At 63.6% G+C, this 17,108-nt stretch carries 15 protein-coding genes; 9 read left to right on the forward strand and 6 right to left on the reverse strand.

Translation table 11 applies throughout. The annotated features are described in order from the left end of the window. Positions 1-225: 225 nt before the first annotated feature. The 3 genes from QX204_RS13430 to QX204_RS13440 all read right to left on the reverse strand — a co-directional run bounded on the left by QX204_RS13430 (position 226) and on the right by QX204_RS13440 (position 4,816). Entirely contained in the window at positions 226-1,287 is a 1,062-nt protein-coding gene (locus QX204_RS13430) for an N-acetylmuramoyl-L-alanine amidase (RefSeq protein ID WP_301907078.1), read from the reverse strand. A 478-nt stretch (positions 1,288-1,765) separates the two neighbouring features. Further along, complete coding sequence (locus QX204_RS13435; protein ID WP_301907080.1) at positions 1,766-3,136, reverse strand: ice-binding family protein; 1,371 nt, start codon at positions 3,134-3,136, stop codon at positions 1,766-1,768. Positions 3,137-4,453: 1,317 nt separating this feature from the next. Beyond that, positions 4,454-4,816, reverse strand: a complete 363-nt coding sequence (locus QX204_RS13440; protein WP_301907082.1) for a VOC family protein — start codon at positions 4,814-4,816, stop codon at positions 4,454-4,456. 745 nt (positions 4,817-5,561) lie between these two features. Here QX204_RS13440 and QX204_RS13445 point away from each other — a divergent pair. The 3 genes from QX204_RS13445 to QX204_RS13455 all read left to right on the forward strand — a co-directional run bounded on the left by QX204_RS13445 (position 5,562) and on the right by QX204_RS13455 (position 7,966). Further along, on the forward strand, positions 5,562-6,839 hold the full coding sequence (locus tag QX204_RS13445) for a cation:proton antiporter (protein WP_301907084.1): 1,278 nt from the start codon (positions 5,562-5,564) through the stop codon (positions 6,837-6,839). Between the two features lie 172 nt (positions 6,840-7,011). Then, a complete protein-coding gene (locus QX204_RS13450) occupies positions 7,012-7,167 on the forward strand; it encodes a DUF6131 family protein (RefSeq protein ID WP_301907086.1) in 156 nt (51 codons plus the stop codon). Between the two features lie 319 nt (positions 7,168-7,486). Then, the gene (locus QX204_RS13455) at positions 7,487-7,966 is read left to right on the forward strand and encodes a DUF6328 family protein (RefSeq protein WP_301907089.1); all 480 of its coding nucleotides are present in this window, start codon (positions 7,487-7,489) and stop codon (positions 7,964-7,966) included. On the opposite strand, the gene QX204_RS13460 is transcribed toward QX204_RS13455, so the two are convergent. Continuing rightward, positions 7,963-9,471: a phosphatase PAP2 family protein gene (locus QX204_RS13460; protein WP_301907091.1), complete on the reverse strand. Its 1,509-nt coding sequence runs from the start codon at positions 9,469-9,471 to the stop codon at positions 7,963-7,965. The two genes, QX204_RS13455 and QX204_RS13460, sit on opposite strands and share 4 nt — an antisense overlap. Positions 9,472-9,922: 451 nt before the next feature. On the opposite strand from QX204_RS13460, the gene QX204_RS13465 reads away from it, so the two are divergent. Together QX204_RS13465 and QX204_RS13470 are read left to right on the forward strand one after the other, a co-directional pair. Continuing rightward, entirely contained in the window at positions 9,923-10,579 is a 657-nt protein-coding gene (locus QX204_RS13465) for a nitroreductase family protein (RefSeq protein WP_301907092.1), read from the forward strand. A gap of 307 nt (positions 10,580-10,886) precedes the next feature. Beyond that, positions 10,887-11,132: a microaggregate-binding protein 1 gene (locus QX204_RS13470; protein WP_301907094.1), complete on the forward strand. Its 246-nt coding sequence runs from the start codon at positions 10,887-10,889 to the stop codon at positions 11,130-11,132. A gap of 676 nt (positions 11,133-11,808) precedes the next feature. Here QX204_RS13470 and QX204_RS13475 read toward each other — a convergent pair. Then, positions 11,809-12,561: a class I SAM-dependent methyltransferase gene (locus tag QX204_RS13475; RefSeq protein ID WP_301907096.1), complete on the reverse strand. Its 753-nt coding sequence runs from the start codon at positions 12,559-12,561 to the stop codon at positions 11,809-11,811. 37 nt (positions 12,562-12,598) lie between these two features. On the opposite strand from QX204_RS13475, the gene QX204_RS13480 reads away from it, so the two are divergent. The 4 genes from QX204_RS13480 to QX204_RS13495 all read left to right on the forward strand — a co-directional run bounded on the left by QX204_RS13480 (position 12,599) and on the right by QX204_RS13495 (position 14,949). Continuing rightward, a complete protein-coding gene (locus tag QX204_RS13480) occupies positions 12,599-13,180 on the forward strand; it encodes a TetR/AcrR family transcriptional regulator (protein WP_301907098.1) in 582 nt (193 codons plus the stop codon). Between the two features lie 4 nt (positions 13,181-13,184). Further along, complete coding sequence (locus QX204_RS13485; RefSeq protein WP_301907100.1) at positions 13,185-14,018, forward strand: enoyl-CoA hydratase/isomerase family protein; 834 nt, start codon at positions 13,185-13,187, stop codon at positions 14,016-14,018. A gap of 97 nt (positions 14,019-14,115) precedes the next feature. Beyond that, entirely contained in the window at positions 14,116-14,556 is a 441-nt protein-coding gene (locus tag QX204_RS13490; RefSeq protein ID WP_301907102.1) for a hypothetical protein, read from the forward strand. 30 nt (positions 14,557-14,586) lie between these two features. Then, a complete protein-coding gene (locus QX204_RS13495; protein WP_301907103.1) occupies positions 14,587-14,949 on the forward strand; it encodes a VOC family protein in 363 nt (120 codons plus the stop codon). Positions 14,950-15,331: 382 nt separating this feature from the next. Here the strand turns inward: QX204_RS13495 and QX204_RS13500 are convergent, their stop codons facing one another. Further along, positions 15,332-16,927, reverse strand: a complete 1,596-nt coding sequence (locus QX204_RS13500; RefSeq protein WP_301907104.1) for a DHA2 family efflux MFS transporter permease subunit — start codon at positions 16,925-16,927, stop codon at positions 15,332-15,334. Positions 16,928-17,108: the final 181 nt, after the last annotated feature.

Below are 17,108 nucleotides of genomic sequence, written 5' to 3' on the forward strand. Positions count from 1 at the left end.
TTTGTCCGTTTTCTGTTCTCTGTCGGAAAGTCGTCGGCGCGGCGAGATCACGTCCCGACCGACAGTGTGTCAGAGACGATTCGTGACACCGCATCGCTCGACCTCCGTGTGCGGCGTCGGCCGCGTCGGGTACCGGACGCGGCCGATCCTGTTGTCGCTTAGCGCTATCGAGGATTCGGCAGGCTCCGTGCCGTGTGCGGCCGCTCGAATCTGGGCCGAAGACTTCTAACCCCCGTGGTCCGAGACGGGAATATCCGGACCTTCCGCGTCCAGTAGGGCGATGGTGTCGCGGCGACCGGCCCGGAAGATCCGCCCTTTGTCGAACTGCTGGAACGTTTCGCCACCCTCGAGCAGCTGCTCGTCGCGGACCGGCCAGCCGAACCGACCGTTCTCGAAACCGGCGAGGTTCCAGCGTTCGCGGATCAGACCGTGGATCCACACCGTTTCGTGACCGTCGCGGAAGTACAGGGCACCGCCCTGGAAGCCTTGGACAAGGCCGCCCGGCAGCTCCGTCGACACGGTGATCGGGTAACCGAGCGGGCCGTTCTCCCAATCCAGCTCGGCGAACTTCGCGAACAGGTGTGTGGGGATCGCATACGCGCCGGTGGACGGATGCCAGTAGACATAGCCGAACTCGAACCTCGCGAACCGACCGACGCTGTCCCGGGTCGGCTCCTCCTCCGCGGTGATCCGCTTGCCGAGCCATGGTGTGGTGGCGGCGACGATATCGATGGCGGCCGGGCGCGGCGGCGCAGCGGGCGTGCCACTCGCGAATTCCCTGACGTGGGAATCGAATTCGCGCCACGGGAAGTTGTAGCCGACGTCGGTGTGGGTTCCGATGCCGAGGCATTCGGTCACGTACTTGTGATCGGAGATGCCGTCGCGGTGGGTGTACGGCGGCGCGATCACGTCCGGGCTGAACCGGTACTTCTTCGCGTCGTCGACCGCCAGCCAGGCGGCGATCCGGATATCGTCCTCGATCGCGAGCCACTCGGCCTTGGTCCAGCTCGCACGGCTGCCCGCGAAGCACAGGTTGATCGTGTGGCTGTTGGCATCGAGCACCGACCACGACGCGAAGTCGGTATCGACCACGTCGCAGACGATCCGGTCACCGAGCGTGTAGTGGTAGGACGCGCCGTTGGCACCGTTGCCGAGGTAGGCGGCGAGCGATTCAGCGGTGCCGTCGCCTTCCTGCGTGTGTAGCAGGAAGTTCGTGATGCGCGCTCCCCACCGCTGAGAACCAGAGTTGCCGAGCCGATCGAGCTCGGTGTAGATGGGTTTGCTCATTGCTGCTCTGCTCCTCGATCTTCGCGCGGATGCCTGGTGACCAGGTCCGCGCACACTCCGGATTTCGAACCTGCCTCGAGGCGATGTCGCGTGATGCGAGTCCGTCCAAATATCGTTTCGAGCCGCTCGATGTCGGCAGCATCCGAGCAGCAATCTGGGTAGGAATTTTCCCGACGGCAAGTAGTTGTCGAAAGTAGACATCTCACCTTCGTGTCGAGTGAAGGGTGCGACCTCGTAGAGTCGCTGTTTCGATCAGCCCTGTCACGGGTGGTCGGCCACCGCGGTTTCCGTGTCCGCGTCGAATTCGGTGGCGTTAAAACTTGCCTGTTTCTCGTGAATGGTTTTCAGGAATAACTACCTGCATCCAATGAGCATCGCTCGAGGGTTGACAGACCAGCCGATAGAAAATCTGAAAGACCCTGGGCCGCCTGCCGAAGAGCATGCGGCCCAGGGTTCGTACTTTCAGTGAATCATCGGCTCAGGGGAGAGCGATGGTGTTGGTGTCGAGAGTGATTGCGCCGTTGAGGGCCAGGATCCTCCCGTCCGCTGTGGTGCCGCCGGTCACGGTGACCGAGGTGAAGGCCAGGACGGTGCCAGCGAAGTCGGTGCTGGTGCCCAGCGTTGCCGAGCTGCCGACCTGCCAGAACACGTTGGCCGCAGTGGCGCCGTTGATGAGGGTCACGGCGCTGTTGGCCCCGGTGATCAGTGTCGTCGCGGCCTGGAAGATGAACACCGCGTTCGGATTTCCTTGCCCGTCGAGGGTGACGGTGCCGTTGAGACCGATCCCTGCGACTGCGTTGTACACCCCCGAAGTAAGGGTTTGTCCCCCGAGATCGGTGGTGATGGGTGCGGTGGGTAACCGTCCCGCCGCGTCGAGGTAGGCGGCCTGTAGATCGGTGTGTGCCTGCGCCGCGGTCGCGTCCCCAGCGTGGATCGCTCCGCTGGTCACCGTTCCCGGCGGGAATCCGGTGATCGCGGTGCCCGGACTGACACCCAGGTCACCGGTGATTGCCGTGGCTCCGGTGTTGGTGACCGTTGCGGCCCCCAGTACTGCGAAAGACGAGGCCGTGCCGAGGTTGACCGGCAGTAGACCCGAAACGTAGGTGAACGTGACACCGTTGCTGGTTCCGCCCGGGGTGGTGACGGTGACCTGCACTGCCCCCGCCGCGTGAGCTGGTGCGAGGACGCTGATCTGGGTGGGGGAGATGGCAGTGAACAGGGTCGCCGGTGTCCCACCGAAACTTACAGCGGTGGCGCCGGTCAAGTCTGTGCCGGTGAGGATTACCACTGTCCCACCGCTGGGCGGGCCCGAAGACGGAACGGCGCTGATCAAGGCGGGCACCGCGATATAGGTGAACGCGACGCCGTTACTGGTCCCGCCGGGAGCGGTGACAGTAGCCTGGACCGCCCCCGCCGCATGGGCCGGGGTCACCGCCGTGACCTGTGTCGAGGAGTTGACTGTGAACGAGGTTGCCGGTGTTCCACCGAAACTCACCGCCGTGACTCCGGTCAGGTTCGTGCCGGTGAGCACGACGGTCGTCCCACCGGCCGCCGAGCCCGAACTCGGATTGACACTGGTCAAGGTAGGAGCGGGGACCCCGTAGGTGTAGGGCACCGGGTTGCTCGTGCCGTCCAGCAGAACCTTCACGGTGACGTTCACCGTGCCGGTTCCGGGCGGGACGATGGCCGTGAGTTGCGTATTGGAGTCGATCGTGAATGTCGTTGCCGTCGAACCGAACAGGACGCTGATCGGACCGACGTTGGCGAATCCGGAGCCGGTGATTACTACGGAATTGAAACCTGCTGGAGGCCCGAAAGAGGGGTTCAGCGAGGTGATTACAGGTGCCATTTCGTTTCTTTCTGAGTAGAAGTAATTCTGTACAGCGGCACGGATTTTCCGTTTGATTTGCCGCTGATACCATTACCCCTCTCGGGGAGGCACTTCGGCAATGAAATCTCAGTCTGTTTTCGTCCGTTATCGTGTATTTCTAGTCGATCGTCAGCTATTGCTGATCTTGTTGTGCAGACAGTAGGCACTGAAATTTCGGACCTCGCACCCGATCTGCAGATCGAAGCAAGACGATTGCGGTCGACGGCAGCGACACCTGTTCCTGTGCAGAGATTTACAGCTCGCCCCTCGTCCCCATCGGCGCACTGGAGGGATGTGGCTGGGCAGCGATCAACCCGTCACCCGGCAACCCGACGCCGATCGCTCCCGATGTCGTCGCTTCCTAGACCGCCGAAGGCATCGACAAGTACATCGTGGGGATCGAAGCGGTGGTACCGGATTTGCCGACTACAGGTGGGAGCTGCGGCACCTGCTCGTAGACGGCGCATGGATCGCCGCGCAGCTGCTCGGTGTCGGAACCCACACGGGCCTCTTCCGGGAAAACTCCGCTACCGTCCGCGTCCAGGAGTTGACGATCTATCACACCGAAGGCGGCATGATCACGTGATGTTGGGGCGACCTCGCCTCGACGCTGCGCGACGAACTGGTCTCCGGCGTCGCAAGCTGATAGCGGTGGCCGGCCTGGCGGCGCTGTGGTGGAAGACGACGGCAACGGTATCGCCGAGTCGCTCGGCCGGCTGCGGCCGTGACCGGCTCACCGCGATCCGTCACAGGTTGGAGACGGGCTTCAAGACCGAAGTCGTCCGCCGGCACAGGCCGATGATCGACTCGGCGAGTGCATTGTCGTAGGCATCGCCAACGCTGCCTATCGAGGCTGACAGCCCTTGCAAGGCAGAGGATTCGGTGAAGATGGCCGAGGTGTATCGGCGGTCGAAATCTGGCCTTCCGGTAGGTCCGAGGCGCTATCTGGATGCCGTGCTCGGTGAGCACGCGACAGATGAAGCTCTGTGGGCGACCTGCGCACAGCGAATTCGGCATTCCTCATCGCTAGCCTCATCCGATGTGGGCACAATATTCGGGCCCTGGTCGGCGGCTCTTCCGATGTCCTTGCTAAATGCGTCATGTCGGACGCCAGATGGTCGCCGCGCCGGGGTCTCATCTGGGCGGTTGTGCACCGATTGAGTGGCCCGGCGACCAGCCGTGGGAAGCGCATCGTGGAACCGCCGGAACCAGGCAGGTGTCATCGGCATCTGAGAGGCTGATTCCCAGATCGACGCGCTCACCGCCTCGGGTGCGGGTGGCCACATCGTTCTGCTATCAGCCGACGACCAGGCAGAACGGGTGACCGGCCGGATCCAGCAGCACCCGCCACCGGTCGCTGCCCGGCTGGTGTTCCGGCCTGACCGCGCCGAACCCCAGCGCCAAGCTCTCCGCCGCATCGAGGTCCTCGACCCGCAGGTCCAGGTGTAACTGCTGCGGCACGTCCTGACCGGGCCACAACGGGGGCCGGTATCCGTCGACCCGTTGGAAGCCCAGGTCGCAACCCGAACCATCGGTCAGGGCGACGAAATCGTCAGCGCCATAACCGATCTGCATGCCTGTCAGGTCTTGGTAGAACCGGGCCAGAGCCCGGGGATCGGCGCAGTCCAGAGTCACGCCTCGCAGTGTGGCGATCGGCATCGTCGACTCCTCGGTCATCCATGTTCGCGGGCCGCGCGGCGGCCGCGCAGGTAGTCATCCAACCGCACTGTCGTGGCCCGGCTCCACTGCTTTTCGGGCGGCGGACAACTCCAAGTCCTCGTTCGCGAACACCCGCGTCGCCACGAACTACACCCCAGCACACCGGCCGCGTCGTCGAGATCACCGGCTTGACCGGCTGGCTGCCGGTTCACACCGAACTCGTCGACGCCCTGATCGCGGCTCAGTCCGGCCTTTGCCCGACGGCTGACCGAAGCCGTGCCGCGCAACGAGCAACGAGCAATCGAGAATCGTCATGGCGGATCAAATCGACCGTTCACCGGCACCGCGTACGAGCTACTGAGAACCCGAACCGGTGTTGCCAGCTTGAGCGATGGATCGCCTCTGCGCCCTGTTCTCCCGCAGGGGCGTGCGCGCTGTCGGCAGGCAGCACGATCAGCCAGTCCGCGTAGCCCGGTCCAGCACCAGTGGGTGGCCACCTCACTCTGTGATTGCGGTCCTGCGCTCCGGAGTCGGCCATTCGGGACTCGTACCCGCCACTGCACTGCCCGACCACATGGCTGCACCTCCGGCTCGGTGCCGACAGGTCGGACCGAGCCCCTGAGGGCAACTCACCGCAGCATTGGTCGTGGGAGAAGACCTCGACGTAGTTTCGGACCGCGTCGACCGGGTAGATCCGGATTATTTCCGAATGATAGGTGACTTGCGCGATGATGCAGCGACAACGATGACCACTTTCAATATCGAACGCCTCTACCTTGCAGCCGGAATAGCACTGCTCTTGGCCGCGACGCTTCCTCGCCTCTTCAAGGATCGGGCGATCACCGCGCCGATGCTCATGTTGGGAGTCGGAGCCATCGGTGGACTCGTGATCGGACCCAGCAACCTGCAAGCGGTATCGCCCTTGTCTCATCCCACCGTGATCGAGCATCTCGCAGAGCTGTGCGTGATCGTGGCCCTGATGGGTGTCGGGCTCGCGATCGACCGCCCCTTACAGTGGCGCACCTGGGGCTCGACCTGGCGCCTGCTGCTGATCACCATGCCGCTGTGCATCGCGGCGGTAGCGGTGTTCGGATGGTGGGCGGCAGCGCTGACTCCCGCCGCGGCAGCTCTGCTGGCAGCTGCGCTGGCACCCACAGACCCGGTACTTGCCTCGGATGTGCAGGTCGAGGGCCCGACGCCCGGCGGCGCCGACTCAGCTGAGGAGGACGACGAAGTCCGTTTCGCGCTCACCTCGGAAGCGGGCCTCAATGACGCCCTGGCCTTCCCGTTCGTCTATCTGGCGATATTTCTCGCGACCAAAGGCTCGGTCCAGACCTGGATCGTCGGCTGGTTCACCTGGGAACTCATCGGCAAAATCGCGATCGGTGCTCTCGTCGGCGGGACCGTCGGAAGTTTGCTCGGTCGTGGTTTGTTCCGATTCCCCATCAAGGACGCGCGCCTCGCCGACCGCGGGGAACCGATCGTCGCCTTGGCCGCGGTGTTCGCCGTCTACGGGCTCACCGAACTCGTCGGCGGCTACGGATTTCTCGCGGTGTTCGCGTGCGCGATCGCTATTCGCCGGATCGAGCGCGGCAGCGAATACCACGAACAGATGCACAGTCTGGTCGAACAGTTGGAACACGTCCTCACCCTGGTCGTACTACTGCTGCTCGGGGCGGCACTCACCACGGGCCTGCTTGCCGCTCTTTCATGGCAGGGAGTCGCGGTCGGCATGCTGCTGGTCTTCGTTATTCGGCCTGTCGCAGGGTGGCTCGCACTGCAGCGATGTGCCGGGATGGAGCCCAAGGAGCGCGTCATCACGGCCTTGTTCGGCGTCCGTGGAATCGGGTCGATCTACTACCTCGCCTACGGCCTGACCCAGGCGGACCTCCGCTCGGAAGCTGGTGCGCTATGGGCGATCGCGGCGTTCACCATCGTTCTGTCCGTGATTGTTCACGGCGCCAGCGCGGGCTGGGTGATGCAGTACCTGGAGAACGCACGGGTAAGTAAGTCACCGACCTAGCCGAACTTGTGACACTTGTTTCCCCGCCCAACACGAGCTCGAAGCAGTTCGCCGACCACCGTAGGGCGCCGCGGCGGTCATAGGGCGTCGTCTTCCGCATGTCGGAGTATGCGTGTTTAATGGAGTTACCTGACAGCGTTCTCGCTCAGGTTCTGTGAAATGAGGTACGACCATGATCGTGCTCGGATTGATATTATTGTTAATCGGCTTCCTGACCGGGATCTCGATCCTCTGGACGATCGGAATCGTCCTTATCGTCATCGGAGCGATCCTCTTCCTGCTCGGTGCAACTGGGCGCGCGGTCGGCGGCCGGAAGCACTGGTATTAGAGGTAGGCGAATCACGACCCTCAGGGTGATCAACGAAGGCACCCTGAGGTTTGAGTGTCCGCCGGCTCGCCAGATCGAGACCAACTCAGCGGATCCTTGAAGGCGAACCCACCGTTGAAGGTGCTGGCGGATTCTGTCGTTCCAGGCTCGCTCCGACACGTACCCCTACGCGGTGAATTGACCTCCGACCATCAGCGGCGCACGGGGCATCTCCCGTGCGCCGCTGGTCTGTCTGCCCGGAATCGGGCGGCTGTGTCTCGGCAAATGCGCAGTAAGATGGCAGGAAATCGAAGGTTATTCGCGGTGGCGAGGAGCGGCGATGGATGGACACGACGCCGCGTGGAACGAGCGAGTGCGCGGTGAGAACACCACCCAGCGCCTCGATCGGAACTGGTCCTCGCTCCTACAGGAATTACGCGTCCTGCAGACCGGCGTCCAGGTGCTGACCGGCTTCTTGCTGACGCTGCCGTTCCAATCCAGGTTCGACACCCTGAGCACCCCCTTGCGTGTTGTCTACCTCGTGGTGGTTTCCGCCGCCGTCGCCGCGACCGCGCTGCTGGTCGCCCCGGTGGCCATGCACCGACTACTGTTCCGCCGACATCGCCTCGACGTGCTCGTGATCGGCGCCCACCGCCTGGCAATCGTCGGAATCGCGCTGCTCGGTGTCGCGTTGACCGGCATGGCGGTGCTGATCTTCGACATGGTAATCGACACCGCCGCGGGCGTCATCGCGGGAATAGTCGCGGCTGTGTTGTTTCTCGGTCTCTGGGTGATCCAGCCTTTCCTTTATCGGCACTAGCGAAGCCGAGGACGCCGAGCCTGGGGGAGCGCCGACCGATCGCCGGTCGAGACGGGGCGCACGACCCACCAGACGATCGCGGTCCATACCGAGGACAGCAGGATCGAGCCGATGACGTCGGTGGGGTGGTGGGCTCCGGCATAGAGTCGCTGCGCCGCTACCAGCGCCGGAATCAGAAGCACCGCGGCGGCGAAGACCCGGTACTGCCATCGGCGTGTGGTGGCCCACACCAGCGCGGCGGTGCCGGCGTAGAGCGTCAGTGCGGCGGCGACGTGTCCGGAAGGGAAACTGGCCGTGGGGGGAAGGTCGGGATTGAGGTGTGCGACCCGGGGCCGGTCCCGATCGACGATCGCAGCGGTGGTGAGGAATAGCGTGATCTCGCCCAGCAATGCCGTGCCGAGGAACAACACCGGTCGCCAGCTGCGCGCGATGCCCACCGCGAGTGCGGCGACGATCAGAGCGACCGTGATGATCGCGATGGTATTTCCGATCTCGCCGAACACATCGAGGATCGACGTGAGCGTGGAATTGCGGTGCTCGGCGAGAATCGCCACGACGCGGCGATCCCACCCCAGGACAGCGGTGTCGGTGTCCAGGGTGCGCACCAGCAAGCCGATTCCCACCAGCCCGCCGACGAGCAGCACCCACGCGACCGCGAGCTCGCCGATCCCTCGCCATGGGTGCGGCAGCGTCGGCGGATGCTGAACCGGGACCGGTCGCAAGTCGTCTTCCTCGGCCGGGGCGACGTCGCCGGGTAGGGGTCCGGTGCTGTCGATCCGGGCGTCGCGACGCCATCGGTGAAAGGCGACAGTTGCCAGAACGAGCCACAAAGTGCCGAGCAACCAGCCGCCGAGGACATCGGTGAGGTAGTGCACGCCGAGTGCTATCCGGCTCACCCCGATAGCGATCACGATCCCCACCGCGAACACGGTCGCCGCGCGGCGTGCGCCCGCTTGCCAGGTGGGCGTGAAGACCAGCAGCACAACGCCGTAGCACACCAGTGAGCTCATCGCGTGTCCGCTGGGAAAGCTCCAACCGTCTGTGGTGTAGACGGGCTCGTCCACCACCGGACGCAACCGTGCGACAAGCTCTTTGACGACCGGGTTGAGGATCAGGCCGCCCGCGGCGGTGATCACCACGTAGACGGCAAGTCGGGGGAGACGACGCAGCAGCAGCCAGATGGTGGCGACGATCAGCACCACAACCAGCGTGCTGGTCGCTCCGAGTTCGGTGATGCCGGTAACGATGCTCTGCAGGGCCTTGTTCTCCGCCACCACGGCGACCAGGTGGTCGGTGACCGTTTGATCCGCGGTCTGCATCGGTTCCCACCGCGTCCGGACCAGTGCGGCGAGCACCCCGAACCCGATACCGATGCCCACAGCGCCGAGTAACGCCACGGCACTGCGGACAGCGAATCGTTCGGCGGCCTCGGCCTCGCTGTGATGCGCGACGACGGAGCTGTCAGCGCCCGTCGCGACATCCCCGTCGCGTTGGTCGACAGACAATGCAAACACCTCCTGCGATCATGCGGCATCGCCGACCAGCGAGAACCGCGACAGGCCACCAGTGAACTCCGGTTGCCGGATATCGTTGTTGTTCACGGTTTCCCGTTACGAGCGGTCGCAATCAATCGAGCAATCACCAGCGCGATCCCCGTGCGCGCCGCGGTCGTGGGCAGGATCTGGCATGAGGAGCTGATCGCATCGGTGAACAGCGATTTCTTCGCGCCAGGGCTGGCAGGGTGGGAGCGGGGATCGTGGGGCGCTGATTCTCTGCCCCTCGGGCCGCATCTCTGATAGCAGCCGGAGCGCCGAGCCCGCGACCGGATGGGCAGTCGGATTCGTGGTGTGCTGGGCGATGGCGATGCCCGTGAAGGGATCTTCGCTTACTTTGATATGCGCACCGCCGACTATCTGACGGGGCGATCCTGATACCGAGCGCAAGATGGGAGAACGTATGACTGTCGAGTTCCCGCATCTCGACCTGTCCGCCGACGAGGTACTGACCACAACCCGGTCGGTGCGCAAACGTCTCGACCTGGATCGGCCGGTGCCGCTGGAGGTGGTCACCGACGCGCTGGAGGTGGCGCTCCAGGCGCCGTCGGGCAGTAACCAGCAAGGCTGGCATTGGATCGTGCTGACCGATCCCGAGCCCAAGAAGATCGTGGCGGAGTACTACCGCAAGTCCTACACCGCCTACGCTGCGGCGGGTGCGGCCGCGCGGCAGGCGAAGCCGCCGAAGGACGCCGATACCGCGGAGAGGGTGGCTTCGAGTGCGACCTATCTGGCGGAGGTGATGGAACAGGTACCGGTGCTGGTGATCGGTGCGATCCACGTTCCGGGTGGGCAGATGCCGGAGGGCAACCAGGCCGGTCTGTGGGGTTCGCTGCTCCCCGCCGCCTGGAGCTTCGCGCTCGCACTGCGTGAGCGCGGCCTCGGGTCAGCGTGGACCTCGCTGCATCTGGAGTACGAACGAGAGGTCGCGGAGGCACTGGGAGTTCCCCCGAATATTCGGCAGGGCGTGCTCTTGCCTGTTGCCTACACGAAGGGCACCGACTTCAAGCTCGCCAAACGCGCCCCGCTCGACACGGTTCTGCACGTCAACAAATGGTAGTGCTGCGCCGATTTGCCCGCAGCTTCGTCTACGCCTGCACCAGCTTCCTCGGAGGTCGAGGCCGTACATCTTGAGCCCGAGCTCAGCGGTGGTGGTGTCCCGAAATAGTGCGCGGCTCGTGACAGTGATCCTCGGATACGCAGTGACCGCCCGCGCACATGACCGGATATCGAGAAGGCGCGACCGTGGGGTAACGACCGACGGCGCCCATCACGCGAGGCGTAAGGCCGAATCCGACCCTGATTGGTTCGGAGGAGTCGGGGTATGCCGGAAACGACAGTTCATCCTTGCGACGAGAGGTCACACTATGCCCGAGCACGGTAACGGAGTTCGCGAAGGCGTCGAAGGCGTCGTCGAAGACGTCAAAGGCAAGGCCAAAGAAGCCGCCGGTGCGCTTACCGGCGACGACAGCCTCAAAGAAGAGGGTCGGGCCCAGCAGGACAAGGCCGAGTCCCAGCGCGAGGCTGCCAGCAAGGAAGCCGCTGCGGAGAAAGCACGCGCTCGAGCCGACATCGACGAGGCGCGCCAAGCAGCGCATCAGCACGACCGCTGATTGGGGCTGCTGACATGGTGGGAGGGGCTCGGACGAATTCGTCCGAGCCCCTCCCACCTGTTGTATGCATACTGCCGACGAGTAGTGACTGGGGGCGTTCCTCCTCCCGAATGGTTTACGCCAGCAGCCTCATTCGGTCTCAGAATGTCAGAGCTGCGCCGGTCATGGGTTTGGCGAGTCTGGGGGGTCGGTTCCTGAAGTCATGGCTGCGGCGGTCGCGGTAGGCGCAGTGGCGGGGTGTCCGATATCGCTAGTCAAGCGGTGGCCGATGCCTACCGGAAACTTAGGTCCGGTTTCGAGCCACGTTGGTCCTTCGCGTATCGAATCGCCAGAGCGCCAACTCAATTCAGCCGTCCGCTGCTGTGCTACTCGAGGACTTACAGCTCGCAGACGCCGAGTGTGAGCAGAAGGTTGCACCGAAGGCGGCTTCCGCCGGGCGAACTGACCACTCAATGGCCCACAACTACAAGGCATTCAGACAGTTCTAATACCGGAGGTCACCTGTTCGCGACCTGACGAGGTGATCGCCGAGGTGCCGACCCGCCAAGCCCGCACCGCCGACCAGCGCAGGGACCCGGCACCGGCCCACCGGGTTGACCACCAAAGCCCACATGCCTCTGCCGGTAGGTCCCAAGCCTTTCCGAGGATCACGGCATCGGCGGCAAGGCGGATCAGCTCAGTAGTCGGCCACCACAAGGCGATAACCAACATCGAACTCGGTTTCGGTGGCCAAAGATGCATATCGCGACGCCCATCGGCCGCTCGTGAGATCGTCGGTCAGCAATGAGAGCCCGGCGTCCAGGTGCCGAGGTGGAGTCAGTGCGAGCATGGACATGCCTGCTTGCACGGTCGGGTCGAGGTAGAGGTGTGGGCGACGCCAGAAAGCGCCGCCGAAGCCGTCGACGCAGTCATGCGGCACCGGGATCGGAGTGATCGACACCTTGCCGGGAAGTGCAGTGAGTCGGCTCATCGGTACGGCAAGGCGGGCGTCGGTGTCCGCGGCGGCGGGTAGATAGTCTCGCAACAGCCAAAATCGCTGAAATATCTCGGGATCCCAGGTGAGGATCGCAATGCGGCGACGCGCGATGCGCACCATCTCGGCCAATCCTCGGTCGACGTCATGCCAGTGGTGAACCGTGAGCACCGCGAGCGCGGCATCCACCGACGCACTGCCGAGCGGCAACTGTTCGGCGACGCCGCGGACCGCCTCTGCGGCCTCCCTCGGACGCTGAGAAATCATGACGCTGCTCGGCTCGATTGCGACCACGGTCTGCGCCGGCTCATATGAACCGGCACCGGCTCCGATGTTGGCCACCGACTCGGTGTCCGAGAGTGCGTCGGTGATGAAGGTTGCGATCCGGGGGTCGGGTCGGCGCGTCCTCGAGTATGTGGTGCCAGTTCGGTCGTAACCCGAATACGCCTTCTCCATTGACAGAGGATACCTCGGTTTTGTTAGAGTAATCCTCGTGTCCAGAACTCGAAGTGTAGATGCGCGCCAACGACTGTTGATTTCAGCGCGTCGGCGCTTTGCGGCCGACGGTCCACTGACTCCCACCCTTGATGAGCTTCGCCGGGACGCCGACGTCAGTGTCGGTGCGCTCTACCACCATTTTCCGGACAAGCAGGCGCTGGCCGCGGCGGTATTCGCGCAACTGATAGGCGAGTTCCAAGAAGGATTCGTTCGAACTCTGCATAGGACAGCCACTGCGGAGGCTGGAATCAGAGGTGGCGTGAAGTACCACCTTCGGTGGATTGTCGAGCACAAGTCCGAGGCGGCGTTGCTCCTGGGTGACCGGATCGACAGCCCGGAACTGCAAAAGGCGAACCGTGACTTCTTCGGTGCGGTCGGGGACTGGTGGCGGCCCCATCACGCCTACGGGCTCGTGGGCCCGATGGAGCCTGGTGTCACTGCCGCCCTGTGGCTGGGTCCTGCCCAGGAATACAGCCGGTACTGGATCACTGGCGCCACCACCAAGATCCCGAGTAGGACTGTCGAGACGTTCGCAACGGCCGCGTGGGCGGCACTGAAAACACAGACTCAGGAGTGAACGAATGCAGAGTCGAGATTCGTTGTACCGCACTATTGTTGCCCAGGCAGACGACCCCGAGTCGCCGGTGCGTGTTCGCGTCGAACGACACGATGACCGGGCCGTGGTCACACTCGATGAACCGGATCGCCTCAACGTCCTGTCGGGACCGTTGGTCCGCCAGTTGCGCAGCGCGCTGACGGCTCTCGTCGACGACGTCGACGTGCGAACGGTTGTGCTCACTGGCGCCGACCCGGGCTTCAGTGCAGGTGGCGACCTCCAGATGATGCGGACCGCTGTTGAACATCTCCACGGCGCCGAGGGAGTCACCGACATGTGGAGATGGATTCGCCGCGAGTTCGGGGCCATAGCCAAGACCATCGCCGGCTCGGACACAATCTTTGTCGCCGCGATAAACGGACCTGCGGCGGGCGTCGGTCTCGCGTGGGCGCTCACCTGCGACATCGTGCTGGCCAGCGATAGAGCGATCTTGGTGCCGGCGTTCGGGCGGCTCGGGTTGATTCCGGAGGTCGGCACGAGCTGGGCGTTGACCCAGCGCCTCGGCGATCAGGGCGCGCTCGCGTTCTATCTGCGAGGTGACCACATCGACGCCCACACCGCTCAGCGGCTCGGACTGGTGCAGGAAGTCGTCGAACACGAACGGCTACTCCAAGCGGCCGACGAATGGTGCTCTCGCATAGCGGACTTGCCGCCCCACGCGGTCGCGATGACCAAACCGCTGCTGCGCGCGTCGGCCGACGCCAGCTGGAGCGCGTCACTGACCTACGAAGAATTTGCGGAACCGAGTTGCTTCTCGACAGCTGCGTTCGCCGATAGCGTCACCGATCTACTCGGATGAAAATGCTCCCGATGGCAAACACGAAGAACCCCAAGGAGCCAACTATGAAAACGATGACATCACGGCCAGGGTGTGGAGACTCCGACGGGAGTGGGCCATGGTTACGGCCGTAGCGCAACAGACCATTGCATGCGCACCCGAAGAGTATCTGGAATTTGCGATGGATGTCGAGCGATACGCATCAGTCGACGACAAGCTCGGTCCGATGGACTGGGTTCGTCGTAACGGAAACGTCGTCGAGTTCAGGTTCCGCCCATCGATGCCCGGGATTCCCGGCCCTGCGCCGAAAATGATCGCGCGTGGTGTCCTCACTCCGGGTGAAAGAGTCGATGTCGGCCTGTCGCCGCTGCCGGCCAGCAAGCTATGGCACCGTTTGATGCGATTCAATTGCGAGTTTCGCGTGCGAACCAGTCGAGAACGGCATCCTGGTCACCAGGACGATGTCAGCCGAGATCACGCCAGCGGTGCGGTGGTTAATCGAACCCATCCTGCGCCGCAACCTACCGGGAAACATCGAAGACGAGGTTCGAAAAGCTAAGATCTACCTCGAGAAGCGCAGCGCCTCATCATGACCGCGCGACTGGGTGCGGTTTCACTCGACAGCGATGAACCGGGCAAACTCGCGCGCTTCTATAGCGAACTACTCGATGCGCCGATCGTTCATGAAAGACCTGATCTGGTGGTTCTACAAACAGAGAGCTTGTTCATCACGATAGAGATGATCCCCGACCACCAGCCCCCTGATTGGCCGAGCGGTCGAGTTCCGAAGCAGCTGCACCTCGACCTGTTCGTCGACGATCTCGACGACGCGGAAGTGTTTGCCCTGTCAATCGGTGCGCGCAAGCCGGACACTCAGCCCAGTCCGCACAAATGGCGTGTGCTCATCGATCCGTCAGGTCATCCGTTCTGCGTGACACTGCCGCCGGCGTAGGCGCTCGCGTCAACTCGGGAACAATGCCCTCCGCTACGGGTTGTCAGCCCCGCGAGCACATCACATGGCGGGCCCTGCCGCGACGACGGGGATAGACGACCGGCAGTCCGGCAGCTGAATCAGCGCGATCAAAAACGCCTTGCTCGGCGAGTGTGATCGGCGTCGGGGTGTTTGTTCGGACCGCCACGAGGACGTCAACTACTGCGGGCGCGGGATATCGCCGGTGCAGCCACCGGACCCTGTGACGGGACCCGTGGATCGCCCAGGTTCTAGTCGAACGATATGGGCAGCTGGCAAACCCAGCGTGCCCTCCTTCGAATGGCTCGCCGAAGCCGTCGACGCGCATCGCTAGAGACACCACACATGCGCTTGTCGGCACACCTCACCTGCGCGCCGGTGCGTCCGGTTCAGGCTGCGTGGTTTTGCGCGGTTGCTCCGGAGCCGACAAGTGGTCCGCATCGCCGTTGTCAGCCGCGCGTGAGCGAGTGGGGAGAAGGAGCCCGCCCGCGATCGCAGCAACTGCTGCGATACCACCGGCGACGATTGAGGCCGTGTGGAAGCCATCCAGAAAGGCCGCCTTCGCAAGGTCGATGAGCTGGATACCGCTGGGGCCGGGGATCGACCGCGCCGCATGAACACCGGACAACATCGAATTCGTCGCCGCGGCGCGTGCCTCCTCGGGAAGCTGGACCGCGCCCAGACCATCGGCCATCTTTCCCGAATACACGGAGGCCAGGACCGAACCGAGTACCGCGACACCGAGCGTTCCACCGAGTTCGCGACTCGTGTCGTTGACGGCTGACCCAGCACCGACCTGCCCGGTCGACAACTCGTTGAGCACGGCAAAGGTAGCGGGACCGGAGACGAGCGCCACTCCGAGCGCCAGTGTCACCATGACCGGAACGATGACTCCCCAATAAGAGGTGTACATGTCGTAGCGGATCGTCAGCAAGAAGGCCGCGGCCATTACCAGTGACCCGATCGCGGCCGCACGACCGCCTCCGATCTTCGAACCCAGCCACATGCTGGGCCCGGCAAATACCGCCATCGCAATCGCGAACGGCAAGGTTCGGATACCCGTTTCGAACGGCATATACTCTTTGACACCCTGGAAATATTGCGTCATAAGAAATACGAATCCCATCAGGGCGAACATACCGAAGGTCAACATCATCGCTGCCGTAGCGAAGTTTCGGTCGCGGAACAGTCGCACATCGAACAACGGCGACGAAGAACGGTTCTCCCACACCACATATGCGCCGATGACTACTGAACCGGTCACCAGCCCGGCGAGAGTGCGAGGCGACAGCCAACCGTGGTTCGGCGCCTCGATAACGGCGTAAACGAAGATCGAGATGCCGATCGTCGACAGCGCCATCCCACCGAAATCGAACGGGCTTACCTCAGGATTCCGACTCTGTGGGACCAGGACCACTGCGCCGATGAGGGCAATAGCACCGGCGGGCACATTGATCCAGAAGATCGAACCCCACGAGTAGTGGTCGAGCAGCCAGCCGCCGATCACCGGGCCGATCGCGGCGGCGACTCCGGCGACAGCGGCCCACGCAGCGACCGCGATCGCGCGTTCTCGCAGGTCTTCGAACAGGATCACCACGATCGCCAAAGTGGCCGGGAACACCAGAGCAGCGAAGAGTCCGAGGCCTGCTCGTGCGGCGATCAATTGTCCGAGGTTGTTCGATGTCGCCGCGAGTGCCGACACCGCCGCGAATCCCACGATGCCGATGATAAGCATCGTCTTGCGTCCGAAGCGGTCTCCCAAATAGCCGCCGGTGAGGAGCAAGGCGGCGAAGACCAGTGTGTATACGTCTACGACCATCTGCAATCCGGAGGTGCTCGCACCTAAATCGGTGGCAATTGTCGGCAATGCGACATTCACAATGGTGTTGTCCACGAAAACCAGAAGTTCGGCGAAGCACAATGCAGCCAAACCGAGCCATCGAATCACCCGGGAATCCATCTATAGCGCCCTTCTAGTGTTTGCCGGACAGCAGCGCGCCGCGACTGGCAACCCTGTCGGCCACCTGTGCACCCGTGCCGGCCCTCGACCTGCCTCACGCCACTGTATGAATCGTTGGGTGCGGCCGAAATGCCCCTTTGGGACAGAACTTTGATAGTTTGGGGACGGTGGAGCGACCATC

The sequence above is a fragment of the Nocardia sp. PE-7 genome (assembly GCF_030486425.1).
GTDB lineage: Bacteria > Actinomycetota > Actinomycetes > Mycobacteriales > Mycobacteriaceae > Nocardia > Nocardia salmonicida_A.